Genomic DNA, 14,490 nt, shown 5'->3' with positions numbered 1-14,490 from the left:
ACCACGATGTCCGACCTGTTGCGCGCACCGGCCGAACTCAAGTACGCGGAGGAGCTGGACTGGCTGGAGTCCATCGACGACAGCCCCAAGCCGTTCTCCTGGCGGCTGTCCCCGAAGATGGTGCGCTTGTTCGTGCTGGGCGCCGAACGCGCCGACGGCCTGGACCGCCCGGTGGCGCAGAAGTGGTTCGGCGACCGCGGCATCGTCGAGCGGGCCATTGTCACGCTGGCCTCCGACCGCGGTCTGCTGCTCATCGGCGACCCCGGCACCGGCAAGAGCTGGCTGGCCGAACTGCTCGCCGCGGCCATCTCCCGCAACTCCACCCTGGTCGTGCAGGGCACCGCCGGGACCACCGAGGACCACATCAAGTACTCCTGGAACGTCTCCATGGTCATCGCCAAGGGCCAGTCCAGGGCCTCGATGATCCCCTCGCCGATCATGACCGCGATGGAGACCGGTCAGCTGGGCCGGTTCGAGGAACTGACCCGCTCCACCAGCGATGTGCAGGACGCGCTGATCTCCATCCTGTCCGAGAAGTACATCTCCGTGCCCGAACTGGACAGCGACAGTATTGTCTTCGCCAAGCCCGGTTTCTCCATCATCGCCACCGCCAACAGCCGGGACCGCGGCGTCAACGACCTGTCCTCCGCGCTCAAGCGCCGGTTCAACTTCGTGCGCATCCCGGTGGTGACCAACAAGAAGAGCGAGACCGAGATCGTCCGCTTCCGCACCGAGGAACTGTTGCGGCGGCACCAGATCGAGCTGGACGTGCCGCCCACCCTGCTGGATGTGCTGCTGCGCAGTTTCGCCGACCTGCGGGCCTCGGCTGCCGCGGCGGGCAGTGACGACGAGAAGCTGGAGTCCGCGCTGTCCACCGCGGAGCAGATCGGCGTGCTGGAGGACGCCATCCTGCACAGCAACTTCTTCGGCCAGCAGGCGCTGACCGCCCGCACCCTGGCCTCCTCGCTGGTCGGCTCGCTGGCCCGGCGGGAACCGGAGGATCTGGCCATCCTCAACAAGTACCTGCACGGCGTGGTCGAACCGCGCAGCAAGGACGAGGGCGGGGACTGGCCGGAGTTCCTGGAGGGCGGTCGGGACGCGATCGCCAGCCTCGCGTGAGCGCGGCGGAGGGCGGCGCGTTCGCCGCGCTGCGCGGCCAGCTCAGCGGTGCCGCGGCCGAGTTCGCCGACGGACCCGGTGCGCTGGAAGGGATCCTGCTCGGCATCGTGGACGATGTGGACCGCGCGGTGCGCGAGCCGCTGGAGATCTTCCCGGTCTGCCACCACTCCCCGGCCTCGGCCGTGGCGATGGCCCGGCGGCTGCGCGAGAAACAGCCCAAGGTGGTCTACCTGGAGCTGTGCGAGGACCTGGCCCCGCTGCTGACCGAACTGCGCAACTGCCGGCTGCCGGTGGCGGTGCAGGCATTCGCCACCGAGGTCGACGGCTTCCCGGCCGAGTGGGCGCCGCTGTCAGTGGTCGCGCCGATCACCGAGGCATCCGCGGAGTACCAGGCCATCGCCTACGCCCTGGACACCCCAGGCGTGGAACTGGTCCTGGTCGACCGCTCCGCCGACCACGTCTTCCAGTGGGAGGAAAGGGAAACACCCGCCCTCGACCCGGACGCGCCGCCTGCGGAGGAGGAAGCCGCGCTGCACGGCGACGCGATCGGCGTGGAGATCGGCGACCTGCGACCGCGCTTCGGCGAACTGGAGGAGCACCTGCTGCGGCACGGGCGGGTGCGGCACTGGTCGGAGTGGTGGCACCAGTACGTGGAACTGCCGCTGGGCGACAGCGATCACGACACCTACCGGCAGGTGATGCTGTTGATCGGCAGCCTGTTCCGGCGGCTGGCACCCGGTGATCCGCACCGGGTGCGGGTGGATGAGGACCGCGAGCGCTACATGTGGACCCGGATGCGGGAGCACTTGGCCGCCACCGGTACGGATCCCGCCGACTGCCTCTACGTCTGCGGCGCCTTCCACGCGGCCAGCCGGGTCGCGGAGTTCGGCATCGAGGGCACGGATGAGTTCGTGATCAGCCCGCCGAGCGCGAGCACCTGGCAGTACGGGCTGATCCCGTCCAGCCACGCCGCGATCGAGGCGCAGTTCGGTCTGGCCGCGGGTTCGGTGTCGATCGCGGCCACCGAATGGGCCAAGAACGTCAAGCGCACCAAGGTGCCCCCGTTCCAGCTCGACGGCCAGGTCGGTGGCAGCAAACGGAAGAAGCCCGCCACCCTGCCAAACCCGGTGCCCGCCGTCGACACCGCCGACCAGCTCACCGGCTTCCTGCGACGGCCTGCCGTGCTCGACGAGGTGGACCAGGCCGAGTTGCTGGGCTGGTCGGTGGAGATCGTCCGCGCGGCCCGCCGCAACGGCTACCTGGCCTCCACCGCGGACGCGATCTCGGTGTACGAGACCTCGATCCTGCTGGCCGGGATGCGTGATCGGGCCAAGCCGACACCGTATGACTTCCAGGACGCGGCGGTCACCTGCATCGAGAAGGACGTGGTGCCGGGCAGGCGCGATGTGCGCCGCATCGTGGAGATCATGATGGGCGGCGACCGGATCGGCCAGGTCGGCTATGACGCGCTGCCGCCACTGGCCCGCGACGTGCACGACCGCCTCGCGCCGCTCAACCTCAAGCTCCAGCAGCGTGGTGTGCAACGAGCCCTGCTCGACATCGCCGGTCAGCCCGAGCTGGAGCGGTGTTCGGATGTGCTGTGGATGCTGCGCTACCTGATGCCGCACGGCGCGGCCCGCCCGATCATGGGTCAGCGCAGCCTCGGCGAACGCCCGATCCAGGAGTCCTGGGACCTGGCCCTTGGCACCCACCAGCGGGCGCTGATCGAACTCGGCTACGAGGGCGTCAGCCTGGAACAGGTCCTGGAACAACGCCTGCGCCGCAACGCCTACCACCCTCGGGCCACCGCGGCCGACGTCCTCGAAGCCGTCGAGGACGCCACGCTGTACCTGCGCAGCCACCGCCTGGCAGGCGAACTCGGCACCCGCGCGCTGGAGGTGCTGGCCACCGAACGCACCGTGGACGGTGCCCCCGACGTCCTGCGCCGGGTCCGCCGCCTGCTCTCCTACTACCGCACCAGCCAACCGGCCCTGCCGGCCTGGATCGAGTCCTTCGTCAAGACCGGCTACGCCCACTACTGCACCCTGCTGCCGACCGCCTTCACCGATGAGGACGCGGGCGTGGACCAGGTCGCGGCCATGCTCGGCTTCCTGTTCAGCATGGAAACCCTGGCCCTGTCCCTGGGCTGCGACCGCACCCAGCTCGAACTCGCCATCGCCCAGTCCCACCCGCGGGACCCGGCCAAGGTCGCCCTGCTGTGGGCCGCCCAGGTCCAGCTCGGCACCCTGTCCCGCGCCGAGCTGCGCACCCGCTGCGACGACCTGCTGGCCAACCCCCTGGTGCTGCCCGCCTACCCCCGCTACCTCAGCGGCTTCGTACACGCCCTGGAACCGGCCCCCGGCCTGGCCGACTTCGTGGTGGAGGCCATCTCCAACGCCTTCGCCCGCCTGCCCGACCACCTGCTGCTGCCCTGGCTGCCCACCCTGATCACCACCCTGCGCGCCCGCGGCAGCCAACTGGTGCCGGTGCTGAGCCGGGAAGCGGGCCGGGTTTTCCCCGGCAGGCTGGCGGCACTGGACGAGTGGGTGCCGCCCTGGCGCGCCCAGCCGGAACCGGTACCGGTGCGGCGGTCGGCGAGTGGTCAGGGCAGCACGTTGCTGGCGGCGCATCCCGCTGCCTGCGACGTGGTGGCGAGTCTGCTGGGCTGCACGGACCCTTGGGCGGCAACGGGTTCAGCCCCGGCGGGCGCGGAGTTGATCAGCCGCCACCCGGACACGGCGGTGGCATTGGCGGAGGTGCTGGCCGCGTTGTGAGCCGGTGCGCCCTCAGCGGGCGACGAGCCGGGCGAACAAACCCCGGCGGGGGAGCAGCCAGTCGGCGATGTCGGCGACCACCGCCGGATCAACGTGCCGGGGTGATTCGTAGTCCGCCGGGGTGGACGGCCCGGACCCGGCGAAGAACAGGTGGTCGTCCGCCTCGTGCACCCGGATGACCACGTCCGCCCGGTGCGCCAGCCCCGCCCGCCAACCGGCGAGATCCTCGGCCTCGGTCACCTGGTAGTCGCGGCCGCCCTGCAGGATGAGCATCGGCTTGTCCAGGGCGGCCGCGGTGCCGACCGGGTCGTAGGCACGCAGGTCCAGCCAGTAGGAGGCAGGCCAGCCGAGCGGCAGATCGGCGGCGGGGGTGGCCGGTGACAGGTCGGGGTCGTCGATGAGCGCGGCCTGCCGGGTCAAGGACGCCAGCATGGCCGCCGAGCCGGGCCCGGGATCCAACTCGGCCAGGTAGCGCGCGACCCGGACGACCGCCCGCGGCAACGGCACCGTGTCCCCGGCCAGGATCACCAGCCCGGCCACCGAGCCCTCGGCCGCCGCGACCCGCGGCGCCGCCTTGCCGCCCCCGCTGTGCCCCAGCACAAACACCCGCGCCGGATCCACCCCCGGCTGTTGCTGGAGCAGCCGAACCGCCGCCACCGCGTGCGGCACGTACTCCTCGACCATGGTGAAGCCGGGTGCCAGCGCGGCCTGTCCGTGCACGTAGGTGACCTTGTCGAAGCGGAGCACGGCCACCCCGCGACTGGCCAGTCCCCAGGCCAGGTCCTTGAACGGCTTGTTCGGCCCGGTGGTCAGGTCCCGGTCGAACGGCCCCGCGGTGAGCATCACCACCGCCGGATGCGGACCGGACCCGCGCGGCAGGGTCAGCGTGCCGGGCACCGCCAGCGGCCCGGAGCCGACCGTGATCTCCTGCTCAGTGAACTTCCGCGGCGTGGCATAACGCGGTGGCGCCCACGCCGCGGCCGGTGGCCGGAGCACCAGATCGTGCAAGCTGCCGTCGTCGTCCACCGACAACACCACGGTGAGCCCACCGCGCGCACAGGTCACCGGGACACTCGCCCGCACCAGCCCGGCCCCCGCGGGCTCGCACACCGGGTCCCCGACCGAGACGATCGCCCCGACCTTGGCGAGCTGCCCCTCCCACCCCACCCGCAACGCCGGTGACGGTGCGGCCGCGCGCAACCGCGGCGAGAACAACTCCTCGACCTCCGCGAACCGCCCCTCCCGCGCCATCGCCACCACCGTTGTCGCCAGCACCACCGGATCCGCGCCCATGGTCATCCCCTCGTCAACCGTTCTCATCCTTTGCGAACGGTAGCACGACATGAGATCGTTCTCGGGTGGACACCCTGGAACTGCTGGCCCACCCGGTACGCCTGCGGATCGTGCACGCCATGAGCGGCGGCCGGGAACTCACCACCGCCCAGCTGTGCGCCCGCCTCCCGGACACCTCGAAAGCCATGGTCTACCGCCACGTCGACCTGCTCGCGACCGCGGGAATCCTGGAGGTGGCCGAGGAACGCCGGGTCCGCGGCGCGGTCGAACGCCGCTACCGCCTCCGCCACGACCGCGCCGCCGTCGACGCCGAAGCAGTGGCGGCAGCCACCTCCGAGGACCACCGCCGCGTGTTCGCCACGGCGATGGCTGTTTTGGTCGCCGAGTTCAACGCCTACCTGGACCGGGAGAACAGCAACCCGACGGCGGACCTGGTCGGCTACCGGCAACACGCGGTGTGGCTCAGCCGGGAGGAACTGGAAGAGATGATCGGCGAATTGCGCCGGGTGCTGCTGCCCCGGCTGACCAACCAACCGGCAGCGGACCGCGCGCAGTACCTGCTCAGCCCGATCATGTTCCCGGTTGAGCCGTCAGGGTGACGGGCGCTGGGACTCCGGTTCGAGCACGGTGGCCGCGCGATGCCGGCGCCCGGTGTGCCAGGCGATCGCGCCGCACAGCAGCGCCAGCCCCGCGACCGCCAGCAGCACATCGGTCACCGAGGACACGATCAGCGCCAGGACCACCGGGCCGGTCAGGCCGCCGAGGCGGTTGAAGAAGGACACCGTGCCGGTGGCGCGGCCGCGGCGTTGTGGGTCGGCCAGGTCGGCGGCGATGGGGAGGAAGACCGCGGCCATGGTGTTGACCGCGAACAGGGCGGCGGCCAGGACCGCGGCGGAGAGCCAGGAGACGGCTGCGGTGAGGCCGGAGGCGGTGAGGGCGAGCAGGAGGGCGGCGGTGCACAGGGCCAGGCGGACGGCCAGGGGGATGGGGCCGGTGCGGCGGTAGATCAGGGCGAGCAGCACCGCGCAGGGGACCATGACGACCGCGACCGCGGTGAGCAGGGCGTTGGCGGTGGTGAGGGTGAGGCCGCTGGCCCTGGCCAGGGAGGGGACCCAGGTGGTGAGGCCGAAGGTGAGCAGGCCGACGGTGGCGGCGTAGAGCCATTGCAGGCGGGCGCCGAAGGCGTTGCGGGCGTGGCGCTGGGGGTGGGTTTCCGGGGTGGGCTGGGTGGTGCGGTCGGGGACCAGGAAGGTGGCCAGGACCAGGAGCAGGCCGGTGGGGGCGCCGATGAGCCACAGCACCCGCCAGCCGTAGGTGGGTTCCAGCCAGAGCGCGGAGCCGGAGGCGATGAGGTAGCCGATCGCGGTGGCCACCATGGACAAACCGGCGACCACCGGGCCGCGGGCGCCGCCGGGGAACAGGTCGGCGAGCATGGTGATCAGCAGTGGGGCCAGGCCGCCGACGGCGGTGCCCATCAGGAAGCACATCACCACGTTGCCGGCGAAGGTGGGCATGCAGCCGCACATGCTGGTCGCGGTGAAGGCGAGCACGGCGATGAGGTAGGAGTTGCGGCGGCCGATCCGTTCGGCCAGGCGGGTGAACAGCAGGGCGCCGGTGGCGGTACCGGCCAGGCCGCCGACCGCGAGCAGCGAGGCTGTCTGCGGACTGATGCCGTACTCCAGGCGCATGCCGGGGATGACGAAGCCCAGGGTGGAGGTTTTGCTGATGTCGATGGCCAGTGCGGCGGTGGCCACCAGCGCGACCAAAGCCCGGCTGCGGGTTCCGGTGGCGACGCGGGCGGGTTCGCGCACCGTGCCCTGCCACACCGCGGCGGCCAGGGTGGCCAGGATTCCCGCGCCTGCCAGGAACATCTCCGGCATCTCGGCCAGTGGCATGCCGTGCAGGATGCTGTCGCCGGGGGCGGCCATCCCTGGCATGGGCATGCCGGTGGTGTCCATCAGGAACGCGCGGAAGAACCCGACGATCGAGCAGATGATGGTGGTCGCCGCACCGGCCACCATGATCGCTTGGTAGGGCCGCGTTGGCGGGGACAGCGCGACGGACATCCGGACCTCGCTCTCGCTGCTCGGCCTACTTCCTTGCCGGACAACGGTATTGCCGGGATCGGGTTTCGCCATCGCCCGTCCGCGCTAGTCCGATTGCACCGAGAAATCGGTGGCGCGTCCGGAAATAGCCCTGCAGGTCCATGTGTCCACTGTGGACATTCGAAGGTGCTGCGGCAGCCCAGGAAGTGAGCCTCAGCCGGCGGCGCGCAGCCGGGGTGTGCTCAGCTGCCCGAGCCCGTGCTCCAGCTCGGCGGCCTCGGTGCGGGCCCACCCGAGCAACCCGGCCACGTCGATCCGGTACGGCGGATCCTGCCGGTACGCCTCGATGTTCCCGGCGCCGCGCTGCAGCAGGCTGAACGCGCCGGTCCGGTTGCCGCGGGCGGCGTGGGTGGCGCCCACCGCCAGCTGCGCCAGGCCCTTCCACAGCATCCGGTGTTCCTCGGCGGAGGACTTCCAGGCGTCCTCCAGGATCTCGTGCGCGTGGAAGGGCATGCCCGCGTCAAGGAGCCGTTGCGCCTCGGTCAGCGTCACCTCCGGTGTGCGGACGACTCCCTCGGGCAGGCGCTCGATGCCGGGTGCGCCGTGCGGGAGTGGTCTGCCCAGGCCGTCCCGTGGGCGGGCGTTGCGGGCGCGGCCTTCGTCGTCGCGGTCGCGGTCGAGCTGCTGCGCACTGCCATCCGTACTCACCCGCCCATCATCCCACCGCCGGGCGCTCAGGCGCCGAAGGTGCGCCGGTAGGCCGACGGGGTGGTGCTCAGCGCGCGGCGGAAGTGCTGGCGCAGCAGCTGGCCGGTGGCGAATCCGGTGCGCTCGGCAATGCGGTCCACGGTGAGGTCGGTGGTCTCCAGGAGTTCCCTGGCCGCGGTCAGCCGCTGCTGGTTGAGCCAGCGCAGCGGGGTGAGGCCGACCTGCCGGGTGAAGTGCCGTCCGAAGGTCCGGGTGCTCATCGCGGCCCGCTCGGCGAACTGCCGCAACGTCAACGGCTCGTGCAGCCGGTGCAGCGCCCAGTCCAGCACCGAGCCCAGACTGTCGGTGTGCCCCGCGAGCGCGGCGGGCGGCGGGATGTACTGGGTCTGATCGCCGTCCCGGTGCGGGGCGATCACCATCCGCCGCCCGACCTCGGCGGCGATCGCGGTGCCGAAGTCCTTGCGCACGATGTGCAGGCACAGGTCAATCCCGGCCGCGGTGCCGCCGCTGGTGAGGATGTCGCCGTCGTCGGTGTACAGCGCGCTCTCCGCCACCCGGATGCCCGGGTACTCCCGCCGCAACCGCTCGGCGTACATCCAGTGCGTGGTCACCGTCCGGCCTTCCAGCAACCCGGCCGCGGCCAGCACGAACACCCCCGAGCACACCGCGGCCAGCCGCGCGCCGCGGCGATGGGCCCGCCGCAGCGCGTGCAGCAGCGATTCCGGCGGCCGCGAGGAGATGCCGGCCGGGACCACCACCAGATCGGCCGCCTCCAGCGCGGCCAGGCCCTCCGGCGCCTCCAGCCGCAGCCCGTCCGGGGTGCGCCGCGGCCCGGGATCGGCCTGGCACAGCGTCAACTCGTACCAGCGCGGGGTCAGATCCACCCGGTCGCAGCCGAACACCTCGCACGGCACCGCCAGCTCGAACAACCCCACCCCGCCCAGCAACGGCACCACCACCCGCAGGCGTCGCCCCCCGGTCACCAGCATGGCGCGAATCTATCGAGAGCTGACCGCCAGCACCCTTACCCCGAGGTAGCGCGGCACTCAACCTGGAGGGGGATGGGTCAAGGGGGAAAGTGTGCTGCACATGGTGAGTTTCGCTCTGCTGGGCGCGATCGAGATGTACTCGGGCAACCGCCGGATTCACCTGGGTCACGCCAAACAACGCGTGGTCCTGGCGGCCCTGCTGGCCGAGGCCGGCCGCCCGGTTCCGTTGCCAGTACTGGAAGATCGTCTCTGGGGTGACCACCGGCCACCCAGCAGCCGAGCCACCCTGTACTCCTACCTCTCCAGACTGCGCGCGATCCTGGCCGAGGCAGGTGGGGCCGCGATCGAACGCAGCACCGGCGGCTACCTGCTCGCCACCCCCGAACCCGCACTGGACCTGCACTGCTTCCAGGACCTGCTCCGCCGCGCCCGCGCCGAACCGGACCCCGACCGCGCGACCACCCGGTTCGAGCAGGCGCTCGCGCTGTGGCGGGGCGAGTTCTGCGCCGGAGTGGACCTGCCCTGGTTCAACAGCCTGCGCGACACCCTGCACGCCCAACGCCTGATCGCCGAACTGGACCACGCCGACCTCGCCCTGTGCCAGGGCCGCCACTCCGAGCTGCTGCCCGCCCTCACCGGCAGGGCCACCGCCCGCCCACTGGACGAACGCGCCGCCGCTCAACTGATGACCGCGCTCTGGCAGTCCGGCCGGGCGGCCGAGGCCCTGGAGCGCTTCGCGGTGCTGCGCACCAGGCTGGTGACCGAGCTGGGCGTGGATCCCGGTGCGCCGCTTCGGGAACTGCACTGCCGGATCCTGCGCGGCCTGGCCCCGTGGCCCGGTGAGCGCGTTGGCTGGGGCTGGCGCAGGCAACCGGCCCACACCGGCCCCAGGCAGTACGCCGGAGTTCAGTCCCGGTTGAAGTAGGCGTTCTGCTGACCCTGGCAGTCCCACTGCTCGGCGACCGCCCCGTTGGCCATGCTGCGCCCGGCGATCTGCAGGCACTTCCCGCTGTAGACGTTGCGCAGGTAGAAGTATCGCGGGTCGTTCTCCTTCTGGCGCAACTCCCAGTACGCCTCGGCCTGGCCCGCGCAGGTGTACAGCTCGGCCCTCGCGCCGTTGGCCTTGCTGGGCCCGGCGATCTTGAGGCACTGGCCGGGGTGCTCCCGGTGCTGGATCCACACGCCCTTCGCGGGGTCCAGGTTGAAGATCCAGTACGCGGCGGGTTGCGCCAGGCAGTCCCATTGCTGGACCCGGGCCCCGTTGTGCCCGGCGTTGTTGGCGGTCTCCAGGCACTTCCCGCTGTGCAGGAACTTCATGTGCGCGGTGAACGGCGGCGGCGCCGCGGCGGAGGCCGTTGTTCCGGCGCTGAGGATGACCATGGTGACTATCGCGACGAAGATCGCGATTTTGCTGTGTGTTCGCATGGGAGCACCGTGCCGGAGTCGCCATGGGCAGTTCTTGGAGAATTCTTGGATCCATTGCGGAAAGGGGATTGACCCGCGCCCGGCGGTCGGTAATGATGAACGCACACCACGAGCGAGGAGGGGACATGACCAGTATGCGGCGTCACTCCCGACGATCCTCGTCAAGCAGCACCGGCTCCCCGCCATGACGTGCACCGCGTCGTGTCCAGGGAGCCGCCCATCGGGAAACCGATAAGGGCGGCTTCTCTTATTTGGTGTGCCTGAATGTATTTCTGTTTACCCTTGTAGCTCAGTTGGACAGAGCGCCGCACTACGAATGCGGAGGTCCCAGGTTCGAGTCCTGGCAGGGGTGCGGGTAATGGAGGGCTGGCCGAGTGGTTAAGGCACCGGCTTGCTAAGCCGAGGTCCGGAGCAATCCGGCGCGCGTTCGATCCGCGCGCCCTCCGCGCGCAACAAGGAGAATTGGCCGAGTGGGAAGGCAGCCGTCTCGAAAACGGTGGTCGGCGTGATGAGCGTCGCGCAGGTTCGATCCCTGCATTCTCCGCAGCACCGCAAGCGTCGCCCCGTGGCGCAGCGGCGTGTTTCATCCCAGCCCTCATGGTCCAACGGAGAAGATGCCGCCCTCCGAAGGCGGCGATGCAGGTTCGATTCCTGCTGAGGGCACGGCCCGCCCGGTCCGGGCGGGCACCGCGCGCGGCTCGGCAGCCAGCCGGGAGTCATGATCCCGGCGCACGTGGGTCGGCACCACGGCGCGCGACCATCACGGCCAGTTCGCGGTCACCTCGCCGATGGCCTGGTCGAGAATCTCCAGTCCCAGTCCCAGTTCCTGCTCGGTGGCGGTCAGCGCCGGCGCGATCCGGAACACCCCGCCCATCCCCGGCAGCTGCACGATGTTCATGTGCAGCCCCAGTTCCAGGCACCGCTGGGTCACCGCCGCGCCGAGCGCGTCCGAGCCCTGCTTGGTCTCCCGGTCCACCACCAGTTCCAGCCCCACCAGCAACCCGCGGCCACGCACATCGCCGACCACCTGGTGCCGCTGCGCCAACTCGTGCAACCCCGCCCGCAACAGCTCGCCCAGCCGCACCGCCCGCTGGTCCAGGCCATCGCGTTCCAGCACGTCGAGCACGGTGTTGCCGACCGCGGCGACCAGCGGGTCGGAGACATGCGTGGTGAAGAACAGGTAGCCGCGGTCGTGCGCCTCCTGTTCGATCTCCGCGCTGGTGATCACCGCGGCCAGCGGCAGTCCGGCGCCCAGGGTTTTGGACAGGGTCAGGATGTCGGGGACGATGCCGTCGCGTTCGAAGGCGTACCAGGTGCCGGTGCGGCACAGGCCGGTCTGGGCTTCGTCCAGGATCAGCAGCATGCCCCGTTCGCGGCACTTCGCGCGCAGGGCGGCGAAGTAGCCGGGCGGGGGTTCGAGCACGCCGCCGGAGGACAGGATCGGTTCGACCAGGCAGGCGGCCAGGTTGCCGGTGGACTGGGCATCGATCAGGTCGAAGCCGAAGTCCAGCTGCCGCCGCCAGTCCAGGGTGCCGTCGGCGGCGAGGAAGTCCGGGCGGTAGGTGTTGGGCGCCGGGATGGCGAAGTTGCCGGGCGCGGCCGGACCGTAGCCACGGCGGCCCGCGCTGTAGGTGGCGCCGGCCGCGGCCTGGGTCATGCCGTGCCAGGACCGGGCGAAGGAGACGATCTCGTGCTTGCCGGTGACCAGTTTCGCCATGCGCAGCGCGGCCTCGTTGGACTCCGCGCCGGTGGTCAGCAGCTGCACCTTCTCCAGCGGCGCGGGCAGCGTCCCGGCCAGGCGGCGGGCCAGCTCGACCACCGGGCGGCTGAGCATGCCGCTGAACAGGTGGTCCAGGGTGCCGATCTGGCGGCGCACCGTCTCGACGATGGCCGGGTGCGAGTGGCCGAGGATCGCGCTCATCTGCCCTGAGGTGAAGTCCAGGATCCGGCGGCCATCCTCGGTGCGTAGGAAGCTGCCTTCCGCGCTGGCGATGATCTCGGGGGTGAACGTGCCGCCGTAACGCACCAGGTGGCGGTCGACGTCGGCCCAGAACTCGGTGACCGGGGTACCGGTGGTCGGAGCAGCCATGACCTCGACGCTACGACCGCCCGAGCAACGGGTCCAGCTCACAATTCCAACTGTCCTGTTCGGCGGAACCGAACAACAATGGCGGCATGCTGAACCCGTGGCGGCTGCGACTGCTGAGCCAGCTGGACACCCTGGGCACCGTGCGCGCGGTCGCCCAGGCGGCCAGCCAGAGCGCCTCCAGCGTGTCCCAGCAACTCGCCGTGCTGGAAACGGAAACCCGCACTCAGCTGCTGGAACGCACCGGCCGCCGGGTCCGGCTGACCCCGGCCGGGCAGCTGCTGGCCCGGCACGCGCGGTCGATCCTGGACCACATGGACACCGTCGAGGCCGAACTGCGCGTGCTCGGCGAGGAACCCACCGGCCTGGTCCGGCTGGGCGCCTTCCAGAGCGCCATCCACAGCCTGGCCGTGCCCGCGGCCACCCAGCTCGCCCGCACCCACCCGCACCTGGAGATCGAACTCTTGGAGCTGGAACCGCACGAGAGCATCCCGGCCCTGCGGGTCGGCGAGGTCGACCTGATCATCACCACCCCGGACTTCGTGGAGATCCCACTGGGCCCGGACGTCGACGTGGTGCCCCTGGCCGTGGACCCGGTGGTGCTGGTGGTCCCACCCGAGCAGGCCGGACACGGCCCGGTGGACCTGGCCACCTGCGCGGGCGAGCCGTGGGCCTTCGACATGCCCGGCTCCTACATGGCCAACGTGACCACCCGGCTGTGCCGCCAGGCCGGGTTCGAGCCGAGGGTGGTGTGCCGGTTCAGCAACTACCTGATGACCCTGCAGCACGTGGAGGCCGGCCTGTCGGTGGCACTGCTGCCCGCACTGGCCGTCGACCACCGCTACCGGGTCGCCACCCGCGAACTGAGCCCGGCCGTCACCCGCACCATCACCGCGGTGCTGCGCCAGGGCGCCCGGCCGCGCCCCGCGGTGAACCTGCTGCTGGAAACCATCCGCCGCCTGCCGGTGCCCGCGGGACTGTCCGGCCCCTAGCGCCATTCCTCGACGGTGACCGCATCGCCGACGGCGATTGAGCCGGGGCGGAGCACAGCCGCCTTCAGCCCGAAGCTCACCCCGTCGGGTTCCCGGCGGTAGGTGGCCAGGGTGCGCAACGGCTCGGGTCCGACCCGCGTCCCGACAGACTGGTCGACCAGGGTGACCGCGCAGCGGATGGCCAGCTCGCCAAAGCCGATCCGGGCGCCACCGACGGTCATCCGCTCCACCCGATCCTCGGTGTGCGGCTCGGGCCAGCCGCTGATGACGATGTTGGGCCGGAACCGGTCCATCGGCACCGGATCGGCCCCCCGCTCCAGGATCCGCTCGTTCAGACCATCCAAAGAGGACAGTGAGAGCACCAGCAACGCGGTCGGATCGACCCCGGTCCGACTCGCCCTGGCAGGCTCACGCACCAGCCGGACCGGCTGACCGACCACCCCGGACACCCACTCAGCGGCCTCCTCGCCCTGGTCGATCCCGGCCCCCGGCCACTTCTCCACCTCGACCGGCCGAGCCGCCCCGTCCACGTCCACATCCAGCACCAGCTCACCTGCGCCGGGCGCGCTCAACGCCAGCTTCGCGCCCTCGTGCCGCAACTGACCGCGGATCACCGCCAGTCGCGGTGTCGCACCCTGCCAGCAGGTGTCCCCGTCCGGCCCGACCACCGCGAACAGCCGGTCGTGGGCCAACCCGGTCGGCGTCACCTCGGCCCGCTCCAGGACAACCCCGGCACACCCCTTGATCGGGTACACCGCCAGCGAGTGCACGATTGCCATGCGCCCCAAGGTACTAGGGCCTCCTCCGCGGAGGAGGCCCTAGGAAGTCCTGGCAGATTGGGTTGTTCTTGAGTCGAGGCCGGCGGATGACGCTGCACGCGATCCGGGACCAGTCGATCAACCCGGCTGCGCTGGGCCAGACCAACCTCCCGCGGGGGACTGTTCGTGGGGTCCAGCGCAGAAGTGCAGGCCCAGCAGGTCGATGCCCTCAGGTGAGAGCAGCGCAGCCGCGGCGATGCCTCACTGAGGCTGCCGGCAGTGCCCGCACTGTTCGCGCAAA

At 71.1% G+C, this 14,490-nt stretch carries 12 protein-coding genes and 4 tRNA genes; 9 read left to right on the top strand and 7 right to left on the bottom strand.

The genetic code is table 11. The features are described 5' to 3' along the window. Window positions 1-6: 6 nt before the first annotated feature. Both MZC64_RS14545 and MZC64_RS14540 read left to right on the top strand, forming a co-directional pair. Window positions 7-1,119, top strand: coding sequence for an AAA family ATPase (locus MZC64_RS14545; RefSeq protein ID WP_247756648.1), 1,113 nt, complete (start codon window positions 7-9; stop codon window positions 1,117-1,119). After that, entirely contained in the window at window positions 1,116-3,893 is a 2,778-nt protein-coding gene (locus tag MZC64_RS14540) for a DUF5682 family protein (protein WP_247756649.1), read from the top strand. Before MZC64_RS14545 ends, MZC64_RS14540 begins: the two co-directional genes overlap by 4 nt. A gap of 12 nt (window positions 3,894-3,905) precedes the next feature. On the opposite strand, the gene MZC64_RS14535 is transcribed toward MZC64_RS14540, so the two are convergent. After that, window positions 3,906-5,213 (bottom strand): hypothetical protein, encoded by a 1,308-nt coding sequence (locus MZC64_RS14535; RefSeq protein WP_247756650.1) that lies wholly within the window; start codon window positions 5,211-5,213, stop codon window positions 3,906-3,908. Window positions 5,214-5,251: 38 nt separating this feature from the next. Here MZC64_RS14535 and MZC64_RS14530 point away from each other — a divergent pair, with 38 nt between their 5' ends. Then, complete coding sequence (locus MZC64_RS14530) at window positions 5,252-5,785, top strand: helix-turn-helix domain-containing protein (protein ID WP_247756651.1); 534 nt, start codon at window positions 5,252-5,254, stop codon at window positions 5,783-5,785. On the opposite strand, the gene MZC64_RS14525 is transcribed toward MZC64_RS14530, so the two are convergent. From MZC64_RS14525 to MZC64_RS14515, 3 genes are all read right to left on the bottom strand, one after another. After that, a complete protein-coding gene (locus MZC64_RS14525) occupies window positions 5,777-7,252 on the bottom strand; it encodes an MFS transporter (protein WP_247797701.1) in 1,476 nt (491 codons plus the stop codon). The two genes, MZC64_RS14530 and MZC64_RS14525, sit on opposite strands and share 9 nt — an antisense overlap. A 192-nt stretch (window positions 7,253-7,444) precedes the next feature. Then, the gene (locus tag MZC64_RS14520; RefSeq protein WP_247756653.1) at window positions 7,445-7,939 is read right to left on the bottom strand and encodes a DUF309 domain-containing protein; all 495 of its coding nucleotides are present in this window, start codon (window positions 7,937-7,939) and stop codon (window positions 7,445-7,447) included. A 26-nt stretch (window positions 7,940-7,965) separates the two neighbouring features. Then, window positions 7,966-8,928, bottom strand: coding sequence for a helix-turn-helix domain-containing protein (locus tag MZC64_RS14515; RefSeq protein WP_247756654.1), 963 nt, complete (start codon window positions 8,926-8,928; stop codon window positions 7,966-7,968). Window positions 8,929-9,028: 100 nt separating this feature from the next. Here MZC64_RS14515 and MZC64_RS14510 point away from each other — a divergent pair, with 100 nt between their 5' ends. Continuing rightward, window positions 9,029-9,853 carry an AfsR/SARP family transcriptional regulator gene (locus MZC64_RS14510; RefSeq protein ID WP_247756655.1) on the top strand — a complete coding sequence of 275 codons (825 nt, stop codon included), beginning with the start codon at window positions 9,029-9,031 and terminating at the stop codon, window positions 9,851-9,853. Here MZC64_RS14510 and MZC64_RS14505 read toward each other — a convergent pair. Then, a complete protein-coding gene (locus MZC64_RS14505) occupies window positions 9,835-10,353 on the bottom strand; it encodes an RICIN domain-containing protein (RefSeq protein WP_247756656.1) in 519 nt (172 codons plus the stop codon). The two genes, MZC64_RS14510 and MZC64_RS14505, sit on opposite strands and share 19 nt — an antisense overlap. Window positions 10,354-10,631: 278 nt before the next feature. Between MZC64_RS14505 and MZC64_RS14500 the strand changes: the two genes are divergently transcribed. From MZC64_RS14500 to MZC64_RS14485, 4 genes are all read left to right on the top strand, one after another. Continuing rightward, a tRNA-Arg gene (locus MZC64_RS14500) sits at window positions 10,632-10,705 on the top strand. Window positions 10,706-10,713: 8 nt separating this feature from the next. Next, window positions 10,714-10,799: transfer RNA gene (locus tag MZC64_RS14495), tRNA-Ser, on the top strand. A gap of 10 nt (window positions 10,800-10,809) precedes the next feature. Continuing rightward, a tRNA-Ser gene (locus tag MZC64_RS14490) sits at window positions 10,810-10,897 on the top strand. Between the two features lie 47 nt (window positions 10,898-10,944). Further along, window positions 10,945-11,016: transfer RNA gene (locus MZC64_RS14485), tRNA-Arg, on the top strand. 97 nt (window positions 11,017-11,113) lie between these two features. Here the strand turns inward: MZC64_RS14485 and MZC64_RS14480 are convergent. Continuing rightward, window positions 11,114-12,442: an aspartate aminotransferase family protein gene (locus MZC64_RS14480; protein WP_247756657.1), complete on the bottom strand. Its 1,329-nt coding sequence runs from the start codon at window positions 12,440-12,442 to the stop codon at window positions 11,114-11,116. 86 nt (window positions 12,443-12,528) lie between these two features. Between MZC64_RS14480 and MZC64_RS14475 the strand changes: the two genes are divergently transcribed. Beyond that, window positions 12,529-13,431 carry a LysR substrate-binding domain-containing protein gene (locus MZC64_RS14475; protein WP_247756658.1) on the top strand — a complete coding sequence of 301 codons (903 nt, stop codon included), beginning with the start codon at window positions 12,529-12,531 and terminating at the stop codon, window positions 13,429-13,431. On the opposite strand, the gene MZC64_RS14470 is transcribed toward MZC64_RS14475, so the two are convergent. Next, complete coding sequence (locus tag MZC64_RS14470) at window positions 13,428-14,210, bottom strand: MOSC domain-containing protein (RefSeq protein WP_247756659.1); 783 nt, start codon at window positions 14,208-14,210, stop codon at window positions 13,428-13,430. The two genes, MZC64_RS14475 and MZC64_RS14470, sit on opposite strands and share 4 nt — an antisense overlap. Window positions 14,211-14,490: the final 280 nt, after the last annotated feature.

The sequence above is a fragment of the Crossiella sp. S99.2 genome (assembly GCF_023094165.1).
Taxonomy (GTDB): Bacteria; Actinomycetota; Actinomycetes; order Mycobacteriales; family Pseudonocardiaceae; genus Crossiella.
This window is presented reverse-complemented; position numbering and strand designations above follow the sequence as displayed.